This window comes from Bradyrhizobium sp. SRS-191, assembly GCF_024586915.1.
Lineage (GTDB): Bacteria > Pseudomonadota > Alphaproteobacteria > Rhizobiales > Xanthobacteraceae > Bradyrhizobium.
The window spans coordinates 453,245-471,538 of sequence record NZ_JANBVS010000002.1 but is presented as its reverse complement, the minus strand read 5'-3'; the positions used below and the strand labels follow the sequence as shown (position 1 = coordinate 471,538).

General features: G+C 63.9%; 13 protein-coding genes and 1 tRNA gene. 3 read left to right on the top strand and 11 right to left on the bottom strand.

Features of this window, described 5'->3' with window-relative positions; all coding sequences use genetic code 11:
* Positions 1–126: 126 nt before the first annotated feature.
* From NLR35_RS05940 to dapA, 4 genes are all read right to left on the bottom strand, one after another.
* A complete protein-coding gene (locus tag NLR35_RS05940; protein WP_257165614.1) occupies positions 127–708 on the bottom strand; it encodes a peroxiredoxin in 582 nt (193 codons plus the stop codon).
* A gap of 63 nt (positions 709–771) precedes the next feature.
* Positions 772–1,245 carry an SsrA-binding protein SmpB gene (gene smpB, locus NLR35_RS05935; RefSeq protein ID WP_006612724.1) on the bottom strand — a complete coding sequence of 158 codons (474 nt, stop codon included), beginning with the start codon at positions 1,243–1,245 and terminating at the stop codon, positions 772–774.
* A gap of 1 nt (position 1,246) precedes the next feature.
* Positions 1,247–1,663, bottom strand: a complete 417-nt coding sequence (gene mscL, locus NLR35_RS05930; RefSeq protein ID WP_006612723.1) for a large conductance mechanosensitive channel protein MscL — start codon at positions 1,661–1,663, stop codon at positions 1,247–1,249.
* A gap of 39 nt (positions 1,664–1,702) precedes the next feature.
* Positions 1,703–2,593, bottom strand: a complete 891-nt coding sequence (dapA, locus tag NLR35_RS05925) for a 4-hydroxy-tetrahydrodipicolinate synthase (protein ID WP_006612722.1) — start codon at positions 2,591–2,593, stop codon at positions 1,703–1,705.
* 403 nt (positions 2,594–2,996) lie between these two features.
* On the opposite strand from dapA, the gene NLR35_RS05920 reads away from it, so the two are divergent.
* The gene (locus NLR35_RS05920; RefSeq protein ID WP_257165783.1) at positions 2,997–5,270 is read left to right on the top strand and encodes a lytic transglycosylase domain-containing protein; all 2,274 of its coding nucleotides are present in this window, start codon (positions 2,997–2,999) and stop codon (positions 5,268–5,270) included.
* A 142-nt stretch (positions 5,271–5,412) separates the two neighbouring features.
* Here NLR35_RS05920 and NLR35_RS05915 read toward each other — a convergent pair whose 3' ends face one another.
* Positions 5,413–6,960 (bottom strand): porin, encoded by a 1,548-nt coding sequence (locus NLR35_RS05915; protein ID WP_257165613.1) that lies wholly within the window; start codon positions 6,958–6,960, stop codon positions 5,413–5,415.
* A gap of 558 nt (positions 6,961–7,518) precedes the next feature.
* Positions 7,519–9,069 carry a porin gene (locus tag NLR35_RS05910; RefSeq protein WP_257165612.1) on the bottom strand — a complete coding sequence of 517 codons (1,551 nt, stop codon included), beginning with the start codon at positions 9,067–9,069 and terminating at the stop codon, positions 7,519–7,521.
* 439 nt (positions 9,070–9,508) lie between these two features.
* On the opposite strand from NLR35_RS05910, the gene NLR35_RS05905 reads away from it, so the two are divergent.
* A complete protein-coding gene (locus NLR35_RS05905) occupies positions 9,509–9,991 on the top strand; it encodes a MarR family winged helix-turn-helix transcriptional regulator (protein WP_257165611.1) in 483 nt (160 codons plus the stop codon).
* A 57-nt stretch (positions 9,992–10,048) separates the two neighbouring features.
* Here the strand turns inward: NLR35_RS05905 and NLR35_RS05900 are convergent, their stop codons facing one another.
* Positions 10,049–11,143, bottom strand: coding sequence for a S9 family peptidase (locus NLR35_RS05900; RefSeq protein ID WP_257165610.1), 1,095 nt, complete (start codon positions 11,141–11,143; stop codon positions 10,049–10,051).
* A gap of 731 nt (positions 11,144–11,874) precedes the next feature.
* Positions 11,875–13,425, bottom strand: coding sequence for a porin (locus tag NLR35_RS05895; RefSeq protein WP_257165609.1), 1,551 nt, complete (start codon positions 13,423–13,425; stop codon positions 11,875–11,877).
* Positions 13,426–14,127: 702 nt separating this feature from the next.
* On the opposite strand from NLR35_RS05895, the gene NLR35_RS05890 reads away from it, so the two are divergent.
* A tRNA-Ser gene (locus tag NLR35_RS05890) sits at positions 14,128–14,220 on the top strand.
* Positions 14,221–14,360: 140 nt separating this feature from the next.
* On the opposite strand, the gene NLR35_RS05885 is transcribed toward NLR35_RS05890, so the two are convergent.
* From NLR35_RS05885 to gatB, 3 genes are all read right to left on the bottom strand, one after another.
* A complete protein-coding gene (locus tag NLR35_RS05885; RefSeq protein WP_257165608.1) occupies positions 14,361–14,714 on the bottom strand; it encodes a hypothetical protein in 354 nt (117 codons plus the stop codon).
* A 181-nt stretch (positions 14,715–14,895) separates the two neighbouring features.
* A complete protein-coding gene (locus NLR35_RS05880; RefSeq protein ID WP_257165607.1) occupies positions 14,896–15,162 on the bottom strand; it encodes a hypothetical protein in 267 nt (88 codons plus the stop codon).
* A 1,648-nt stretch (positions 15,163–16,810) separates the two neighbouring features.
* Positions 16,811–18,289: an Asp-tRNA(Asn)/Glu-tRNA(Gln) amidotransferase subunit GatB gene (gene gatB, locus NLR35_RS05875; RefSeq protein ID WP_257165606.1), complete on the bottom strand. Its 1,479-nt coding sequence runs from the start codon at positions 18,287–18,289 to the stop codon at positions 16,811–16,813.
* Positions 18,290–18,294 lie beyond the last annotated feature (5 nt).

Below are 18,294 nucleotides of genomic sequence, written 5' to 3'. Positions count from 1 at the left end.
TGGGTGAGGGGTATCTTTCCGCGACCGATGCTTGTGGAGAGATGCCCCTCACCCAACCGAGCTTGCCGCGCTGTCCTACATGCCCTCTCCCGCAAGGGGAGAGGGCGCATTCATGCGCACCGCATCTCAGGCCACGACGCGATTGTCCTTCAGCCACGCCAGCACATCGCCCGCGTTCCGGTCCGGCGGGAACACCGGATAGAACACCTGGGTGATGCGTGCCTCGTCGATGATCAGCGCCAGCCGCTTGATCAGGGTCAATCCGGCGATCTCCATCGTCGGCAGCCGCAGCGCCTGCGTCAGCTCGAGCTTCTCGTCGGACAGCACCGGAAACGGCAGATGCAGGCGCGAGGCCATTTCGGTCTGATAGGCATTGCTCTGCGTCGACAGGCCGAACACGTGAGCGGCACCGGCGGCCCTGAGTTCGCCGAACAGGTCGCGGAAGCTGCAGGTCTGCGGCGTGCAGCCGCGCGCGCCCGGGATCATGTCCCAATCCTCGACGAGAGACACCTTGCCGGGCTCGCCGGTGCGCGGATAAGCGAACACCACGGTCCGGCCCGGGAGATCCGACAGCGTCACCAGCGTATCGTCGGTCGCGCGCAGGCTCACCGGCGGAAGCGTCATCCCGATGAGATGATCGGCTGCGCCATCATCGGTCGGCGCCGGAATGAGGCTCCAATCAACGTTCAGCAGGTTCTTCTGAGGCATCGGATTGCTTCCCTGGCCTGGGCGTTCCGCCGAGCAGAGGGCGGGCGACGAGTTAAGGCCTCGTTACCCGCGCGCCCGCAGCAGCCGGCCCTTCTCGCGGCCCCAATCGCGCTTCTTCTCGCTCTCGCGCTTGTCGTGCAGCTTCTTGCCCTTGGCGATGGCGAGCAGCAGCTTGGCACGGCCGCGCTCGTTGAAATAGAGCTTGAGCGGGATGAGCGTCATGCCCTCGCGGTCGACCGCGCCCATCAGCTTGTTGATCTGCTTGCGATGCAGCAGCAGCTTGCGCGGCCGCTTCGGCTCGTGGTTGAAGCGGTTGGCCTGCAGATATTCGGGAATGTTGGCGTTGATCAGCCAGATCTCGCCGTCGCGCGAATCCGCATAGGATTCCGCGATCGTCGACTTGCCGCTGCGCACCGACTTCACCTCGGTGCCGGTCAGCGCGATGCCGGCCTCGATGGTGTCCTCGATCGCGTAGTTGAACCGCGCCTTGCGGTTCTCGGCGGCGACGGTGATCTTCGGCTCGTTGTTATTCGCCACGTCAGGCTTTCTTCAGGAGATCCCTGATTTCGGTCAGAAGCTCGACCTCGGCGGTGGGCTTGGCCGGGGCCGCGGGCGCCGCCTCTTGCTTGCGTTTCAGCTTGTTCATGCCGCGGATGATCATGAACAGCACGAAGGCCACGATGAAGAAGTTCAGCGTCAGCGTCAGGAAGCTGCCATAGGCCAGAACCGCGCCCTGCTTCTTGGCGTCGGCCAGGTTGGTTGCGTTGACCGCTTTGGAGAGCGGAATGAAATAGTTCGAGAAGTCGAGGCCGCCGGTGATGGCGCCGATGATCGGCATGATGACGTCGCCGACCAGCGAATTGACGATGGCGCCGAAGGCCGCGCCGATGATGACGCCGACCGCGAGATCGACGACGTTGCCCTTCATGGCGAATTCGCGAAATTCCTTCAGCATGTCTGCACTCCCCCTCAGACGTGAAAGAAGCGGCTCAAATCAGTTGATCAGACCGGCGTGAACCATGGCATCGCGGACGGCAACCCGCGTCGGCTCCGAGACCGGCACCATCGGCAGCCGCAGCTTCTCCTCGATCTTGCCGAGCAGCGACAGCGCATACTTCACCGGCGCCGGATTGGACTCGATGAACAGATTGGTGTGCAACGGCATCAGCTTGTCGTGGATCTTCAGCGCGGTCGCGACATCACCCTTCTGCCAAGCCTTGTGGAACTCGGCACACAGCCGCGGCGCGACGTTCGAGGTGACGGAGATGCAGCCGTGGCCGCCATGGGCCATGTAACCGATGATGGTGGCATCCTCGCCCGACAGCTGGTTGAAATCCTCGCCCAGCACCGCGCGCTGCTGCGACACCCGCACCATGCTGGCCGTGGCGTCCTTCACACCGGCGATGTTCTTCAAGTCGTACAGCCGCTTCATCGTATCGACGGACATGTCGATCACCGAACGCGGCGGGATGTTGTAGATGATGATCGGAATGCCGATCGCGTCGTTGATCGCCTTGAAGTGCTGATACAGGCCTTCCTGCGTCGGCTTGTTGTAGTACGGCGTCACCACGAGCACCGCATCCGCGCCCGCCTTCTCGGCGTGCTGGGCGAGCTCGACGGCCTCCTTGGTGGAATTGGAGCCGGCGCCGGCCACCACCGGGACCTTGCCCTTGGCCTCGGCGATGCACCACTCGACCACGCGCTTGTGCTCGTCATGGCTCAAGGTCGGGCTTTCGCCGGTCGTGCCCACCGGCACGAGACCATTGGTGCCCTCGTCGATCTGCCAGTTCACGAGGCTGCGGAACGCCGCCTCGTCCACGGAGCCGTTCTTGAAGGGGGTCACGAGGGCCGTGAAAGAGCCTCGGAAATTCGTCTTGGCCGCCATGAAACTCCCTCCCAAACGCTTGTTGCCCCAGAGCGAAGCGCACTTCATACCGGGTCTGGACATCCGGCGGAAGGCCTGCCCTGATCTCGGCTGCCTTCTCAACAGGCACGCGCACCGCCCGAATCGGTCCCGGCTCCAGGCCTTGCCGGCAGCGGCATGAGGTACCGTCGCGGCCCACCTCGGGCGGAACCGGCAGTTCCATCTGCGTTGCAGAGCCGCAGCGCCGCCCTTCGGTCGTGATTTCGCCGCGGTGTTGGCGCAGGTTGCAACTCATCCCTGTACATTTAGTATTTGTTCACCTTTTCGATAGACCAAGGTCGTCAGGGATCGAAGTCATCCGCCGCAAAGGAACGCCGTGCCCTTTTTTGCCCGCGCCACCGCATTGCGATCGACCGCCCTGTCGATGTCTCTCTCGGTGTCCCTGGCCGCCAGCCTGACGGTCGGCTGGGCTCTGGTCGACATCGCCCTCGCAAAAGACAAGGTTCCGCTGCCGAAAGCGCGGCCGATCGCGCGCAGCACGACCCCGGCAGCCGGCCCCAAAGAAGCCGAGTCCCGCAGCAAGCAGGACGCCCGCGCCGAGGCCAAGGCGGATATGAAGGCGGACATGAAGGCCGACGTGAGGAGTGGCGCCAAGGCGGCTGGCGAGCCGCTGCGCGGTGCTCCCCGGGACATCACGCCGACTGCGACGATGAGCCTGCCGCCGCGCCAGCACGCCGCCCCGCCCGCTTCCCGCAAGCCGATCATGCCTGCGGCGGTCGCGGCGACGTCTTCGACCTCGCAATCCGACAAGGATGCGCTCGAAAACGTGATCGAGCTGGTCCGCAAGCGCAAGCCGGATGACGCCACCCAGGTCGAGCAGGCGATCTCCGATCCGGTCGCGCGCAAGCTCGCCGAGTGGGTGATCCTGCGCAGCGACAACAACAACGCCACCGTCGAGCGCTACCGCGCCTTCATCGCCGCCAATCCGAGCTGGCCGTCGCAGACCTTCCTGCGCCGCCGGCTGGAAGCGGCGCTGTGGGACGACAAGCGCGACGATTCCGTCGTGTGGTCCTGGTTCGAGAACGAATCGCCGCTGTCGGCCAAGGGCAAGTTCGCGCTCGCCCGCGTCATGCTCAATCGCGGCGATCGCGCCAATGCCGAGCGCCTGGTGCGCGATGCCTGGCGCGGCGACACGATGTCCGAGGACACCGAGAACATCATCCTCGACCAGTTCGGCGCCCTGCTCTCCGGCGGCGACCACAAGGCGCGCATGGACACGCTGCTGTATGGCAGCGAACATGAGGCCGCGCTGCGCGCCGCGCGCCGGCTCGGCTCGGGTCACGTCGCGCTGGCCAAGGCGCGGATCGCGACCTACCGCAAGGCCTCCAACAGCCAGGCGCTGCTCGACGCCGTGCCGCGCGAACTGCATGGCGACGCCGGCTACATCTTCAGCCGGATTCAGTTACTGAGGCGCGACGAGAACTTCACCGAGGCGGCGCAGCTGATGCTGAGCGCGCCGAAGGATCCGGGCCGGCTGCACAATCTCGACGAATGGTGGATCGAGCGCCGCCTGCTGGCGCGCAAGATGATCGACACCGGCGAGTATCGCAGCGCCTATCTGATCGCCCGCGACGCGGCGCTGCCGAACCGCGACATCTACAAGACCGAGCAGGAGTTCACCGCCGGCTGGATCGCGCTGCGCTTCCTCAAGGACCCGGCGACGGCCGCCCAGCATTTCGCGCGCATCGGCGTCGGCAGTGTCAATCCGACCACGCTGGCGCGCGCCGGTTATTGGCAGGGCCGCGCCGCCGAGGCGATGGGCCGGATGCAGGAGGCGCGTGCGGCCTACACGTCGGCGGCCGAGCAGTCGACGAGCTATTATGGTCAGCTGGCGCGCGCCAAGCTCGGCCTGCCGCAGCTCGGCCTCAATGCCGCGCCGGCCGGGCGCGGCCGCGGTGTCGAGCGGCTGGAAGTGGTCCGCGCGGTGCAGCTGCTCTACGACCTCGACGAGGGCGAGGTCGCCATCCCGATCTTCTCGGACATGGGCGACAATGGCGATCCGGACGTGCTGCTGGGCCTGGCTGAAATCGCCGCCCGTAACAGCGACGCGCGGGCGACGCTGCTGGTCGGCAAGGCTGCCCTCAATCGCGGGCTGCCGTTCGATCATTACGCCTATCCGGTCAACGGCATCCCTGCTTTCCGCTCGATCGGCCCGGAGGTCGAGCAGAGCGTGATCTTCTCGATCGCGCGCCAGGAGAGCGCCTTCAACCAGGCGGTGGTGTCGCCGGCGCAAGCCTACGGCTTGATGCAGGTGACCCCCGATGCGGGCCGCTATGTCTGCAAGCGCGCCGGTGTCAGCTTTGACCTGAACCGGATGAAGACCGATCCCGTCTACAATGCCCAGCTCGGCGCCGCCGAGCTCGGCGGCCTGCTCGAGGACTATCGCGGCTCGTACATCATGACGTTTGCGGCCTACAATGCCGGCCGCGGCAGCGTGAGAAAATGGATTGAGCGCTATGGTGATCCGCGCGATCCCAAGGTCGACGCCGTCGACTGGGTGGAGCTGATCCCGTTCGCGGAGACCCGCAACTACGTGCAGCGGGTGATGGAGAATCTGCAGGTCTATCGCGCCCGCTTCGGCGGCGGCTCGCGGCTGCAGATCGAGGCCGACCTGCGCCGCGGCGCGGTGATCGAGTAGCGAATAGCGAATAGCGAATAGCGAATAGCGAATAGCGAATAGCGAATAGCGAATAGCGAATAGCGAATAGCGAAACGGACATCACGATGGTCCGTCAACGGCTATTCGCTACTCCCAATTCGCCATTCGCCACTCTTCGTCGTTACCAGTTGCGCTGAGCGCGGAGCAGCAGCGAGACCGAATCCTGGTCCTTCAGCTGATAGGTCGTCGCCGGCTTGGCGATGGCTGCCGCCGCCGGCGCATTCGCAACGCCGGCAAACTTCTGGTCCAGCCGGGTCCATGCGACGTCGGCCGAGAAGGTCAGATTCTTGACCGGCGTCCAGCGCGTGATCACACCCAGGGTGGAGACGTTGAAGTCCGGGTTGCAGTTCGCGCCGACGATGCCGAGAGCGACCATGCCCGCACCGTTGCAGATCAATCCCTTGGCCGTCGCATTGTAGCGGACGGCGCTCCAGGAGCCGTAGACCGCCGTGTTCCACGCCGGATCCCAATTGTGGGTGAAGGCGCCGCGGAAGCCGTAGGTCGTGGTCAGCTGCTGCTGGGTGCCGTTGGCGAAGACCGAATCGGTGACGCCGGCAAAGCCGAGGCTCTGAAACGCCCCGGCCATGTTGCTGCCGCCGTACATCGCATAGTTGATCGGCGCCAAGCTCTGGAAGTTGTACCGGCTGGCGCCGTTGGTGTAGACGCCCTGCACGTTCAGCGTATCGCCCACGCCTGTCGGGATGTTCTTGATCGAGAGCGCGAGCTGACCGGCATAGCCCCACTTGTCGGCGGGGTGGCCGTTGGTCTCCAGACCGGGCCCGAAGAAGCCGGCATGATTGTCATGAGCGGCGAACGACGCCTGGAACAGACCCCAGGCCTGATCGACGCGCACCATGCCGACGATATCAGGCGCCACCTGGCCGCCGAACGAGTTGGCACCATAGGCGCCGCCGATCACGCCCGCCGCGGTCTGCAGCGACGTATTGTACATGTTCGACTGTCCGTACAGTGCCGCTTCCTGCGCGGAGATCGCGGCGGTGATGCCGGAGCCGAAGTCAGCGGTGTAGGTCAGCTGATTGACGCCGGTGATCGAACCGCCGCCGCCGGTGAGACCGTCGAAATTGTTGCCGGGATAGTTGCTCCAGGGGGCGTCGAACTGCGACACCGCCTTACCCATCGTGAAGCCGGCAAACTGGATGAAGGCGTAGAACACGCCGAGCGTACCGCCGCCGATGCCGTCATTGGACAAGGCGTTCACGTTGGTCAGCCCCGCGGTGTTGGCCGCGCCGGTGTTATAGAAGGTGCCGCCGTTTCCAGCCCCCGCATAGGTGCCGGACGTCCACTGGAACACCGCATCGAAGAACGTCCGAACCACGCCGTATTCGGTCGAAGTCCGGGTGTCGATGTTCAGGTCGGCGCGCGAGCGCGTCGTGTAGTAGTTGCTGTAGCGATTCCGCGCGCCCGCGACCCCGTTCACGGCGTTCTGGAAGATCGTATTGGTGCCGAATCCGACCTCGGCGCGCAGATAGCCACCCAGCTTGATGCAGGTGTCCGTGCCCGGGATATAGAAGAATCCCGCGCCGTACATCGAGCAGACCCTCACATACTCGACCGGCTTGGCCTTGATCGGAAGGTCGGCCGCTTGAGCCCCACTCATGGCGAGCCACGTCGCCGCTGAGCCCAGAACAAGGCCCCTCACAGTCTTCATACTAACCTCCAAATTGCTCACGTCGTACCGGTCGCGAAGCAGGGTCCATCGCCCCTGCTCGACGAGTCAGCGCATTTCCAGCCGGCTCACACCGTGCCCGCGCATAGCGTTGCAGTCGGAACGATCGCGCGGCGAATTTGGTGTTTTATCGGACCATTCTCGTGACGCCGCGAAACGCAGCTGTGGCGAAGTCCGGGCACGGCCAGCCGGCGCCAAAAGCACGACATCCGCACGCCCGAATTGCCGGCCGCCGCCGCGCCGGCGCCGTCGACGTGACCAGAATTCAGCGAAAGCCGCAAAGAGGACAGATTTGGCCGGCGCATCACGGACACGGCGGGTCGCCGCAATGGACCGCCTGACGCCTCTTGGCCCGCCTGACGTTTCACCCGGTCTGGTGATCTGCACGATCGAGCTTGCGCGGCGATCGGCTCAACCGAGCGCGAGCCTTCGCAGGGTTAGCTCCCCCTCGGGACATGCTGCGGATCCTGCCGCACACGTCAAAGAAAAACCCCCGGCAGTTGCCTGCCGGGGGCTTCGATCGAGATCAGACGATCAGGATCAGAAGTTGCGCTGAGCGCGCAGGAGCAGCGAGACCGAGTTCTGGTCCTTCAGCTCGTACACGGCAGCCGGCTTCGCGGTCGCGCCGCTGGCGGCCGGGAGAACGGCGTTGCCCGTGAACTTCTGGTCCAGGTTGGTCCAGGCCACGTCAGCCGAGAAGGTCAGGTTCTTGACCGGGGTCCAGCGGGTGATCAAACCCAGCGAGGAGATGTTGAAGTCCGGGTTGCAGTTCGCGGCAGTGATGCCGAGACCAGCCACGCCAGCGCCGCCGCAGATCAAGGCCTTGGCGTTGCCGTTGTAGCGCAGAGCAGCCCACGAACCGTAGATCGCGGTGTTCCAGGCCGGGTTCCAGTTGTGGGTGAAGCCACCACGGAAACCGTAGGAGGTGGTCAGCTCCTGAGCGGTGCCGACGCCGTACACCGAGTCGGACACGCCGGCGAAGCCGACGCTCTGATAAGCGCCGTTACCCGAGCTGCCGAACATCTGGTAGGTGGTCGGAACGAGGCTCTGCGCGTTGTAGCGCGTTGCACCGTTGGTGTAGACGCCCTGGATGTTGATCGTGTCGCCAGGTCCGGTCGGGATGTTCTTGATCGACAGAGCCAGCTGACCAGCCCAGCCCCACTTGTCCGACGGATGACCGGAGGTCTCGGCAACGCCATAGTAGCCGGCGTGGTTGTCATGCGCCGCGAACGACGCCTGGAACAGACCCCAAGCCTGGTCGACGCGGACCATGCCGACGATATCCGGAGCAACCGTGCCGCCGATCGAGTTGGTGCCGTAGGAGCCACCGAACACGCCAGCCGCCGACTGCAGAGCACCCGAGGTGTTCCAGATGTTGGTCTGGTAGTACGCCGCCTGCTCCTGAGCCGAGATCGTCGCCGTGATGCCGGAGCCGAAGTCAGCGGTGTAGCTGAACTGGTTGACACCGGTGACGGTGCCGCCGCCGCCCCACAGACCGTCGAAGTTGTTGCCCGGATAGTTGGTCCAGGGCGTATCGAACTGCGACACGGCCTTACCCATGGTGAAGCCGGCGAACTGGATGAAGGCGTAGTACACACCGAGCGAACCGCCGGCGATGCCGTCGTTGCTCAGGCCGTTGACCGCGGTCAGGCCAGCGGTGTTGGCGGCGCCGGTGCTGTAGAAGGTGCCGCCGTTGCCGGTGCCCTGATAGTTGCCCGACGTCCAGGTGAAGGTCAGGTCAGCGAAGGTGCGGACCACGCCGTACTCGGTCGCGGTGCGCGTGTCGATGTTCAGATCCTGACGCGCGCGGGTGTAGAAGTACGGGCTGTAGCGGTTGTTCAGGCCCGACGGAGCCGTGACCGCGTTGTTGAACGAACCGTTCGCCATGACCGCCGTCTCCGCACGGAGATAGCCGCCCAGCTTGATGCAGGTGTCGGTGCCGGGGATGTAGTAGAAGCCCGCACCATACAGGGAGCAAACCTTCACATATTCGACCGCTTTGGCCTTGATCGGAAGGTCGGCCGCCTGAGCCGCGGACATGGCGAGCAGCACTGCCGCCGAGCCGAGGACAAGGCTCTTAACCGTCTTCATTTAAACCTCCAAGTTGCTCTTTTGAGAAAGAACCGGATCAAGATCCCCCAGGACGATCCGCTTCCTCCGCTCCCGAAAAACCGCTTCAGCCGCTTCGCGCTCTCGGACACACCCGCGTCACGCGAGGGACTTAAGCGAACCACCTGTAACGGGACGATCGAGTAACCCCCCACCGTCGTCAGGAACTATGCCTTCGCTCATTCGGTAAGCAAAATAGTTTATGCAGTCAGGTAATTGAATGAAGCCGAAATGTGTCCTCAGGGCAACACCAAGGCAGGCGATTGTGCGGCGCGAGGGGGTCTGCGGACTACCTCCTAGATAAGTGATTTTGTTGCGGATTTTTTTTCTTTAGGGTCTCGCCTCGGATTGGAACTGCTGAGCAATGGCGCCCTTGAAGAATACCTCTGCCGCACCTGTGGAAACGGACGCGCAGCCGCAGATGACTGTAGATCTGCCGAAGAATCGCGACGCCATCATTCGCTTCGCCAGGGAGATCTCGACGATCAACGTCCATCTGGAGGAGCTGCGCTATTTCTGGGCCAAGAGAATCGGAATCAGCGGTCCGCAATGGATGATCCTGATGGCGATCTCGGAGCTGGACCGGGGCGAAGGCGTCGCCGTTAATGCGGCCGCCAAGCGGCTCCACGTCGACCCCTCCTTCGTCACGACCCAGTCGAAGCTGCTCGAGAAGAAGGGCTTCATGGAGCGCAAGCCGGCGCCCAACGACGCCCGCGTCGTGCTGATGTCCTTGACGGCCAAGACCTCGGAGCAGTTCGCCGAGCTTGAGACTCAACAGGCGCAGGTCTTCGCCTTCATCTTCGAGGAGTTCGACACGCGCGAGCTCGCGACCTTTACCGACAAGCTCTCCGGCCTCAAGGACCGGTTCGAAAAGGCCAGCACCAGGCTGTCGGTAGGCCTCTGACGCCGATAGACGGCACGGCCGGTCGACTCCCGCGCCACAGAGCCGGCAAGCACGAAGCTAGCCGGAAGGCCGTGCGGCTCTCGCCAGGCGATTCGCGATCCAGTCGAACACGAAAACATCCGCGTCGCGCGAGTCTGCGCACGCGCCCGAGACGATCTTCAGAGTGATGTCGGGATGCTCGCGCTTGATCTGCGCGACGAGCCGGGTCGCGATGTCGGCCCGCAGCCAGCCGCGCTCCGGCACATTCACCAGCAGCGGGCACATGATCTGCCGAGCAGCCAGACCATCGCTTGCGATCGGCGGCCTGCCCCGCTCCCGCGCGGCCAGACGACGCGACAGGAAGACGCGTTCATGGATGTCCCACAGCCCGGCATCGCAGACCGCCGCCGCATAACGCGGGTCGAGCGCGATGCCACGCGCGACGAAGGAGGAGCTCCAGTCATCGGCAAGGATCGCAATCCGGTCCTCGTCCACATCGTCGCGTCCCGTCACGTAGTCCGTCACGCTTGCGATCGCCGATTCGAGGTCGCGGCGGCCGACGATCTCTTCAAAACGACAGTCCGGACCATTTCCCAGGAGGTCGACGACGAGCAGCGCCAAGCCGTGCCGCTCCGCATGAGCCGCGAGCTTGAACAGCGAGGGCTCCTTCCGACGACCGGGTTCGCCGATGCATATGACGGTGGGCGCCCTGCCGCGCTCACCACGGGCCGGCAGGAAATAGCCTTCGAGCTGATAGTCGGCACGCCAGGGAATCGTGACGACCTCCCCTTGCGGATCGGCACAACGCAGGAATTCGCGGGCACAGTCGCGCATACGGGACAGGACGACCGCCTGACGCGGCTGCGAGCCGCTGAAGGGACAGGCCGCGGCCTCATAGCAATGGACGGCTCCCGACCATTTGCGGATGGCCAGTTCGGGCCGGCCATTTCGCACGGCATCACGGGCGGCAGCGCCTAGCGCGTCGGCGCACTGCATCCACTCGCGATACCAGGACTCCTCGTCGCTCGGATCGATCCGCCGGGCGGTCGCCAGGATTTCAGCCAGCTCTGCGCAGCCTTCCGGCCGTGCTTCGAGCATCCTCCTGATCGCCTCCGCCTGATCGTCCTGCTCCGACCAGGGACGCAACACTCCCAGAGAGCTTTCCAAACTCATCTTGGACCGATTCCTCACTCGCGTAACGGTGTCAGGACCCGTCATCTCTTTGTCAGACTGTGACGACGCAGAAATGCCCGGTCAAGCCGGGGGGAGTAAGTTTTTCGACCAATGGAAGTGCTGCAGAGTCGCAGCAGGACGTTCCGCGCCGCCGGACCTATGGTCCTTTCGGCGGACCCGCGTCTTTCGGCCGCGAGCTGGCGGACCCGCATCAGCGATGCGCCAAAACGAAGAAACCTCCAGCGGGGCATCGCCGGAGGCTTCGGAGGTCTAACTTCAGATCAATCCGATCGGATCAGTCGGACAATCAAGAGTCCGACTTCATCGGCAGCGCTGAAAAATTATCTTATCAACTCATCTATTTTCAACACCTTTTCTACGAAATCTCCAACATTCTGAGAAGGCCTTGAAAAACAATGGCATCTGGGTGGGGACGACATGCGAATGCGCCCTGTCTCACCTCGTCGGATCATCGCATCGTGGCGCATCTTATGAGATCGCCAGCTCAAACGACACGGCGGCCGCGTGACCGGCAACGGAGGCAGGCGATGATGACGCTTCGTGAAAGCCCTGTCTCCTGACCCGCGCAGCCATGACGCGCAGCAGAGCGGCCCCTGGGGCCTCAACCGACGCGAGGAAGCGCGGGTGCATGCCGCGACGGTCGCGTTAGTCAAACAAAAACCCCCGGCAGTTGCCTGCCGGGGGCCGTGATCGAGATCAGGTGATCAGGATCAGAAGTTGCGCTGAGCGCGGAGCAGCATCGAGACCGAGTTCTGGTCCTTGAGCTGATACACGGCAGCCGGCTTGGCCGACGAACCGCTGGCAGCAGCCAGCGTGGCGTTGCCCGTGTACTTCTGGTCCAGGTTGGTCCAGGCCACGTCAGCCGAGAAGGTCAGGTTCTTGACCGGGGTCCAGCGGGTGATCAGGCCCAGCGTGGAGATGTTGAAGTCCGGGTTGCAGTTCGCGGCAGTGATGCCGAGACCAGCCACGCCAGCGCCGCCGCAGATCAAGGCCTTGGCGTTGCCGTTGTAGCGCAGGGCAGCCCACGAACCGTAGACCGCGGTGTTCCAGGCCGGGTTCCAGTTGTGCGTGAAGGCACCACGGAAACCGTAGGAGGTGGTCAGCTCCTGAGCCGTGCCGACGCCGTACACCGAGTCAGACACGCCAGCGAAAGCAACGCTCTGATAGGCGCCGTTGTTCGCGCTGCCGAAGATCTGGTAGGTGGTCGGAACGAGGCTCTGCGCGTTGTAGCGCGTCGCACCGTTGGTGTAGACGCCCTGGATGCTGAGGGTGTCGCCAGGTCCGGTCGGGATGTTCTTGATCGACAGAGCCAGCTGACCAGCCCAGCCCCACTTGTCCGACGGATGACCGGAGGTCTCGGCAACGCCGTAGTAACCGGCGTGGTTGTCATGCGCCGCGAACGACGCCTGGAACAGACCCCAAGCCTGGTCGACGCGAACCATGCCGACGATATCAGGAGCAACCGTGCCGCCGATCGAGTTGGTGCCGTAGGCGCCACCGAGGACGCTGGAAGCCGACTGCAGAGCACCCGAGGTGTTCCAGATGTTGGTCTGGTAGTACGCCGCCTGCTCCTGAGCCGAGATCGCAGCCGTGATGCCGGAGCCGAAGTCAGCGGTGTAGGTGAACTGGTTGACACCGGTGACGGTGCCGCCGCCGCCCCACAGACCGTCGAAGTTGTTGCCCGGGTAGTTGGTCCAGGGCGTATCGAACTGCGACACGGCCTTACCCATGGTGAAGCCGGCGAACTGGATGAAGGCGTAGTACACACCGAGCGAACCGCCGGCGATGCCGTCGTTGCTCAGGCCGTTGACCGAGGTCAGGCCAGCGGTGTTGGCAGCGCCGGTGCTGTAGAAGGTGCCGCCGTTGCCCGTGCCGGCGAAGTTGCCGGAGGTCCAGGTGAAGGTCAGGTCAGCGAAGGTGCGGACCACGCCGTACTCGGTCGCGGTGCGCGTGTCGATGTTCAGGTCCTGACGCGCGCGGGTGTAGAAGTAGTTGCTGTAGCGGTTGTTGAGGCCCGAGGGAGCCGTCACAGCGTTGTTGTACTGCCCGTTGCTGGCGAACGAGGTCTCCGCACGGAGATAGCCGCCCAGCTTGATGCAGGTGTCGGTGCCCGGGATGTAGTAGAAGCCGGCGCCGTACAGCGAGCAGACCTTCACGTACTCGACCGCCTTGGCCTTGATCGGAAGGTCAGCTGCCTGGGCCCCAGACATGGCGACGAGAACTGCCGCCGAGCCCAGGACGAGGCTCTTGATCGTGTTCATAGTGTTAAACCTCCAAGTTGCTCAGTCAGGGAAGGTTCCGCGTCCGCTGGGTGTGAGACACCCTCGAGGTTTGGCCCTTGTCCCCCTTCGACCCGTCGCTCAGCCGCTTCGCGCTATCGGACACACCCGCATGAACGCGAGGGACTTGAGCGAACGACCTAAACGGGACGACGTCGGGATGCCCCCCTTCGTCGTGCTGGGAGAATTACCGAAGGACTTTGCACACGCAACAAAGGAACCATCATTGCGGCGGCCGGCGGGCGCCTTTTTGGAGCGGTGTTGCACAAAAGGCACGAAACCGTGGTTCTGCGGGCTTGCTTAAGTTCCTGTTTCTTCTCATGTTTTGTAACAACGCAATCTTGGGTGCTTATGCCCGGACACACTCGCCCGGCAAGAAGCGGGCGCAACTCGGGCGTCCCAGGCCTCGAATCTCGGCCCTTGCTGGCAGGAATCGCAGCCGCGCCGCGGAGCTGTTGCGGATTTGCCTCAGACCCGCATTTCGGCAACTTATGAGGTTAAATGCAAAAACCCGCACCCTGAGCAGGAGCCACGCTCCCAAACAGGATTAGGTGTCCAGGAGGCGCACCGTCCAACCCGGACCGGAAGAGAGGGAGCGGAGCACGCGCTCCTGTGAGGATTTCAGATCGGGGCGCAATCTGCCGCTTGCGGCTCAGCGCGTCGTGGGGCATACCGACCCCAGCCGGAGAGGTGGCCGAGTGGCTGAAGGCAACGCTTTGCTAAAGCGTCATACGGTCTCAAGCTGTATCGAGGGTTCGAATCCCTCCCTCTCCGCCAGGCACTCTGCCAAGCCGAGCCACACTCACTCCTCTCCATGCTAAGACACGCGACAGGCCGCCGGGGTCCTCCGAGCCGCGGCTGAAGGCCGGTTGTCGGGAGCCGCTCGGATATTTCACCTTATGTGCCGGAGCGGGGGCCTAATCGAACAGGCTGCGGCTGATGTTGATCACGAACGCGGCGGGCACGCCGATCACCGCGCCGATGAAGCCATAGAACAACGCGGCCCATAACGAGGCCGTGCCCCCTGCTCCCATCACCGCACCGTAGAGAATGCCGAGACTCGCGCAAAGCGCGGTCACCACGACGAGCCGCCGGTCGTTGCTCGCCTCGATCCGCAATCGCTGCAACTCGCGCCGGCTCTGCACGGCAGGCCCGGCCGGCTCCGTCGAGCCGCAATGCGGACACGCCACCGCGCTGAACGACACGCCGTTCCCGCAGTCATGGCAGTCGATCAGCTCTTGCCGTTTCGCCTGTCGCTGCGCCTGCCTCATGCCCTCATCCCGCTTCGATCGTCGCATGGGACGACAGATAGGAGATTTGTGGGCGTCCGACGAGGCTTGCCCGAGGTCACCGCGAGGCGACGGACGTGTCAGGCGGCGACTGCCGCCGGCGGCCGACCTCGCGTTCACCTCGTGACGAGGCGCGAGGCCGGAGAGCCCCGGCACACCATGATCAGCGCGCGGTCATCCAGGCGCGCGCCTCACGCTGCGCAGCCGCGATCTCGGATTCCGACATCTGCTCGGCGACCTCGCGACGCATCGCGACCGCATCGACGCGGCCCTTGAGCGCGGCGAGGTTGAACCACTTATGCGCGGCGATCAGATCGACCACGCCGTCGCGGCCGCTCGCATAGAGCATGCCGAGCTCGAACAGCACGTCGCCATTGGCGCCCTGCTCGGCGGTGGTCACATCAACGAAATTGAGTTGTCCCTGAAACATCGTCGCTCTCCTTCATTCAAGGAGGCGGCTCCCCTGGAGCGCGGCCCCCGTCCAACTGTTCAACGCCTGGTTAGTCCCCATGCCGTTTGACGGCTTATGCGCGAAGGATGACGGATCAAGTTTGAAGGGCAGTTTAAACATCTTGCTGAAAGAAGCTTGAACACGAAACCCGCGATTGTCCGGGCCTGTCCGCAAGCGATTGATTCACATGCGATTCTCCAAAGCGGCAAACAGTGGTTTACCGTTCTGTTTGGCAAACCTCTAACCATCCGCAAAACGCGATCGTTCGGCGGCTGCAACCGAGGGCACGGACGCCCGCGATGCGATCGCCCCGTCGTCCGAGGTTATGGGTCGAGATCGAGCGAGAGAGCGCCGCGGTGTGGGTGGCGATCAACGGCAATCGCCGAGGGCCGCAGCGCGCAGGAGGCACGTCCCTGCCGCGATCCGTCCAAGCATGAAGCTTCAGCAAGTCCTTCGGGGACCAGGCTCCGCGGATCACGCCTGTCGAGCCTCTCGTGGGCGAACGCTGCCTTCGCGTTCAGGCGATGCTCCGGCATCGCGGCAGAGCCATCAGTCCCGCGTGATCTCAGGCCGTCGCCTGCGCCGGTATGTAAGAGCCAGCAGACAGCAGAGGCCGCCGCGCGGGCGCCGGACTGAATGAGCAATCGAGATTGAACAATGGAAAGGACGTCAGGCCCGCCGCCATCGGCGCGGTGCCGGGGATCGAGGGCGTCGGCGAACACGTCAGGATCAGATCTCACTCTGGCTGTTAGCCGCTCGTGAGATTGCAGACCGAAAGCGCGATCTGCACCGAACGAAGAAATCCTGTTTCTTCTACCGGACCGTCCCGCAGCAGCGAAGCTGCCTTAGTTCGATCCGACCGTTGACCTGATGTCTCGCCGACACCCTCTATCGTCGACTGGAGCCTAAGATTATCCGCCGGCTCTGAACGAGCTGCGCGTCCCTTCGTTCCAACGACGTGCCGGCTTCAAGCTGCCGGACTCATCTCGCAGCGGACTGCGAGAGTTACTTCTTCTTGGCGACCTTCTTGGTCTTCTTGGCAGTCTTCTTCGCCGCGGTCTTCGCGACCTTCTTCACTGCCTTCTTCGCCTTCTTCGCTTTCTTGGCCATGTTGCCCTCCGATGTGAGTTGGCTTAGTCGATGCGTGCACTCGGGAATCGAGATGCACTCCATATCGATACACCAACGAGTGAAAAAAAACAGCTTCCGGCTTAAGGAAGTGTTGACACGCGCGCGCGTGTACGGCTGACGAAACGCGCGAAGCAGCACGACCGTCGACATCGGAAATGCGTTTCCGCGTCGGCGCAACGGCGAGCCTGCTACTAATAGCGATCGCAGGAAAAGCCTACGCTGCAAGGATTTCCTGAATTGCTGCAAGACGAGGCGGCAGCGGCGACAACTCCGTTGCGCCGCGCAGACTCACATCAGAAGAGCCGCTCGCGGACTCCGAGTCGTAAATTTTGGCAACGAAAAAATTTTCATCGTACACACCGTCGTGCGCGTTCGATCGCTCGCGAACGGTGGCTTTTTTGCGAATCGCGTGCGGCGATTCGCCGGACGCGAGCCCAAACGAAAACGGCGCGCACCTTGGTGCGCGCCGCCGGAACGAAGATAAGCGATCGTCGTTTCAGATGCCGAGCTTGCTCTTCAGGAGATCGTTGACGGCCTGCGGGTTGGCCTTGCCGCCCGACGACTTCATCACCTGACCGACGAACCAGCCGGCGAGCTGCGGCTTCGCCTTGGCCTGCGCGACCTTGTCCGGGTTGGCGGCGATGATCTCGTCGACCACCTTCTCGATCGCGCCGAGGTCGGTGACCTGCTTCATGCCGCGGCTCTCGACCAGCTCGCGCGGATCGCCGCCCTCGCTCCAGACGATCTCGAACAGGTCCTTGGCGATCTTGCCGGAGATGGTGCCCTCGCCGATCAGCGCGACAATGGCAGCAAGCTGCGAAGCAGACACGGGAGACGACGCAATGTCGCGGCCTTCCTTGTTCAGCCGGCCGAACAGCTCGTTGATGACCCAGTTGGCGGCCAGCTTGCCGTCGCGCGCCCGGTCCGGCAGCGCCGCCAGCACGCTCTCATAGAACGCCGCGCTCTCCCGCTCGGCCACCAGCACCGAAGCGTCGTACGGCGACAGGCCGAGATCGGCGATGAAGCGCGCCTTCTTCTGGTCGGGCAATTCCGGCAGCGCCGCCTTCAGCTCGTCGACGAACGCCTGGCTGAATTCCAGTGGCAGCAGGTCCGGGTCCGGGAAGTAGCGGTAGTCATGCGCCTCCTCCTTGGAGCGCATCGAGCGCGTCTCGCCCTTGTCGGGATCGAACCGGCGGGTTTCCTGCTCGATCACGCCGCCGTCCTCGATGATCTCGATCTGGCGCCGCGCCTCGGCCTCGACCGCCTGGCCGATGAAGCTGATAGAGTTGATGTTCTTGATCTCGCAGCGAGTGCCGAGCGGACCGCCCGGCTTGCGCACGGAGACGTTGACGTCGGCGCGCAGCGAGCCCTTCTCCATGTCGCCGTCGCAGGTGCCGAGATAGCGCATGATCGAGCGCAGCTTCGTCACGTAGGCCTTGGCCTGCTCGGCGTCGCGGATGTCCGGCTTGGAGACGATCTCCATCAGCGCCACGCCGCAGCGGTTGTAGTCGATATAGGACAGCGACGGCGACTGGTCGTGCAGCATCTTGCCCGGATCCTGCTCGATGTGCAGGCGCTCGATCCCGATTGTCGCGGTCTTGCCGCCGTCGAGCTCGACCGTGACCTCGCCCTCGCCGACGATCGGATCCTTGTACTGGCTGATCTGGTAGCCCTGCGGCAGGTCGGGATAGAAATAGTTCTTGCGGTCGAACACCGAGCGCAGGTTGATCTTGGCGTTCAGACCGAGCCCGGTGCGCACGGCCTGGCGCACGCACTCCTCGTTGATGACCGGCAGCATGCCCGGCATCGCCACGTCGACCAGCGAGACGTGGGTGTTGGGATCGCCGCCGAAGGCGGTGGAGGCGCCCGAGAACAGTTTCGACTTCGAGGTGACCTGGGCATGGATCTCCATGCCGATCACGACCTCCCAGTCGCCCGTGGCGCCCTTCATCAGCTTGCCGCTGGTTGCCGTCATGGCCC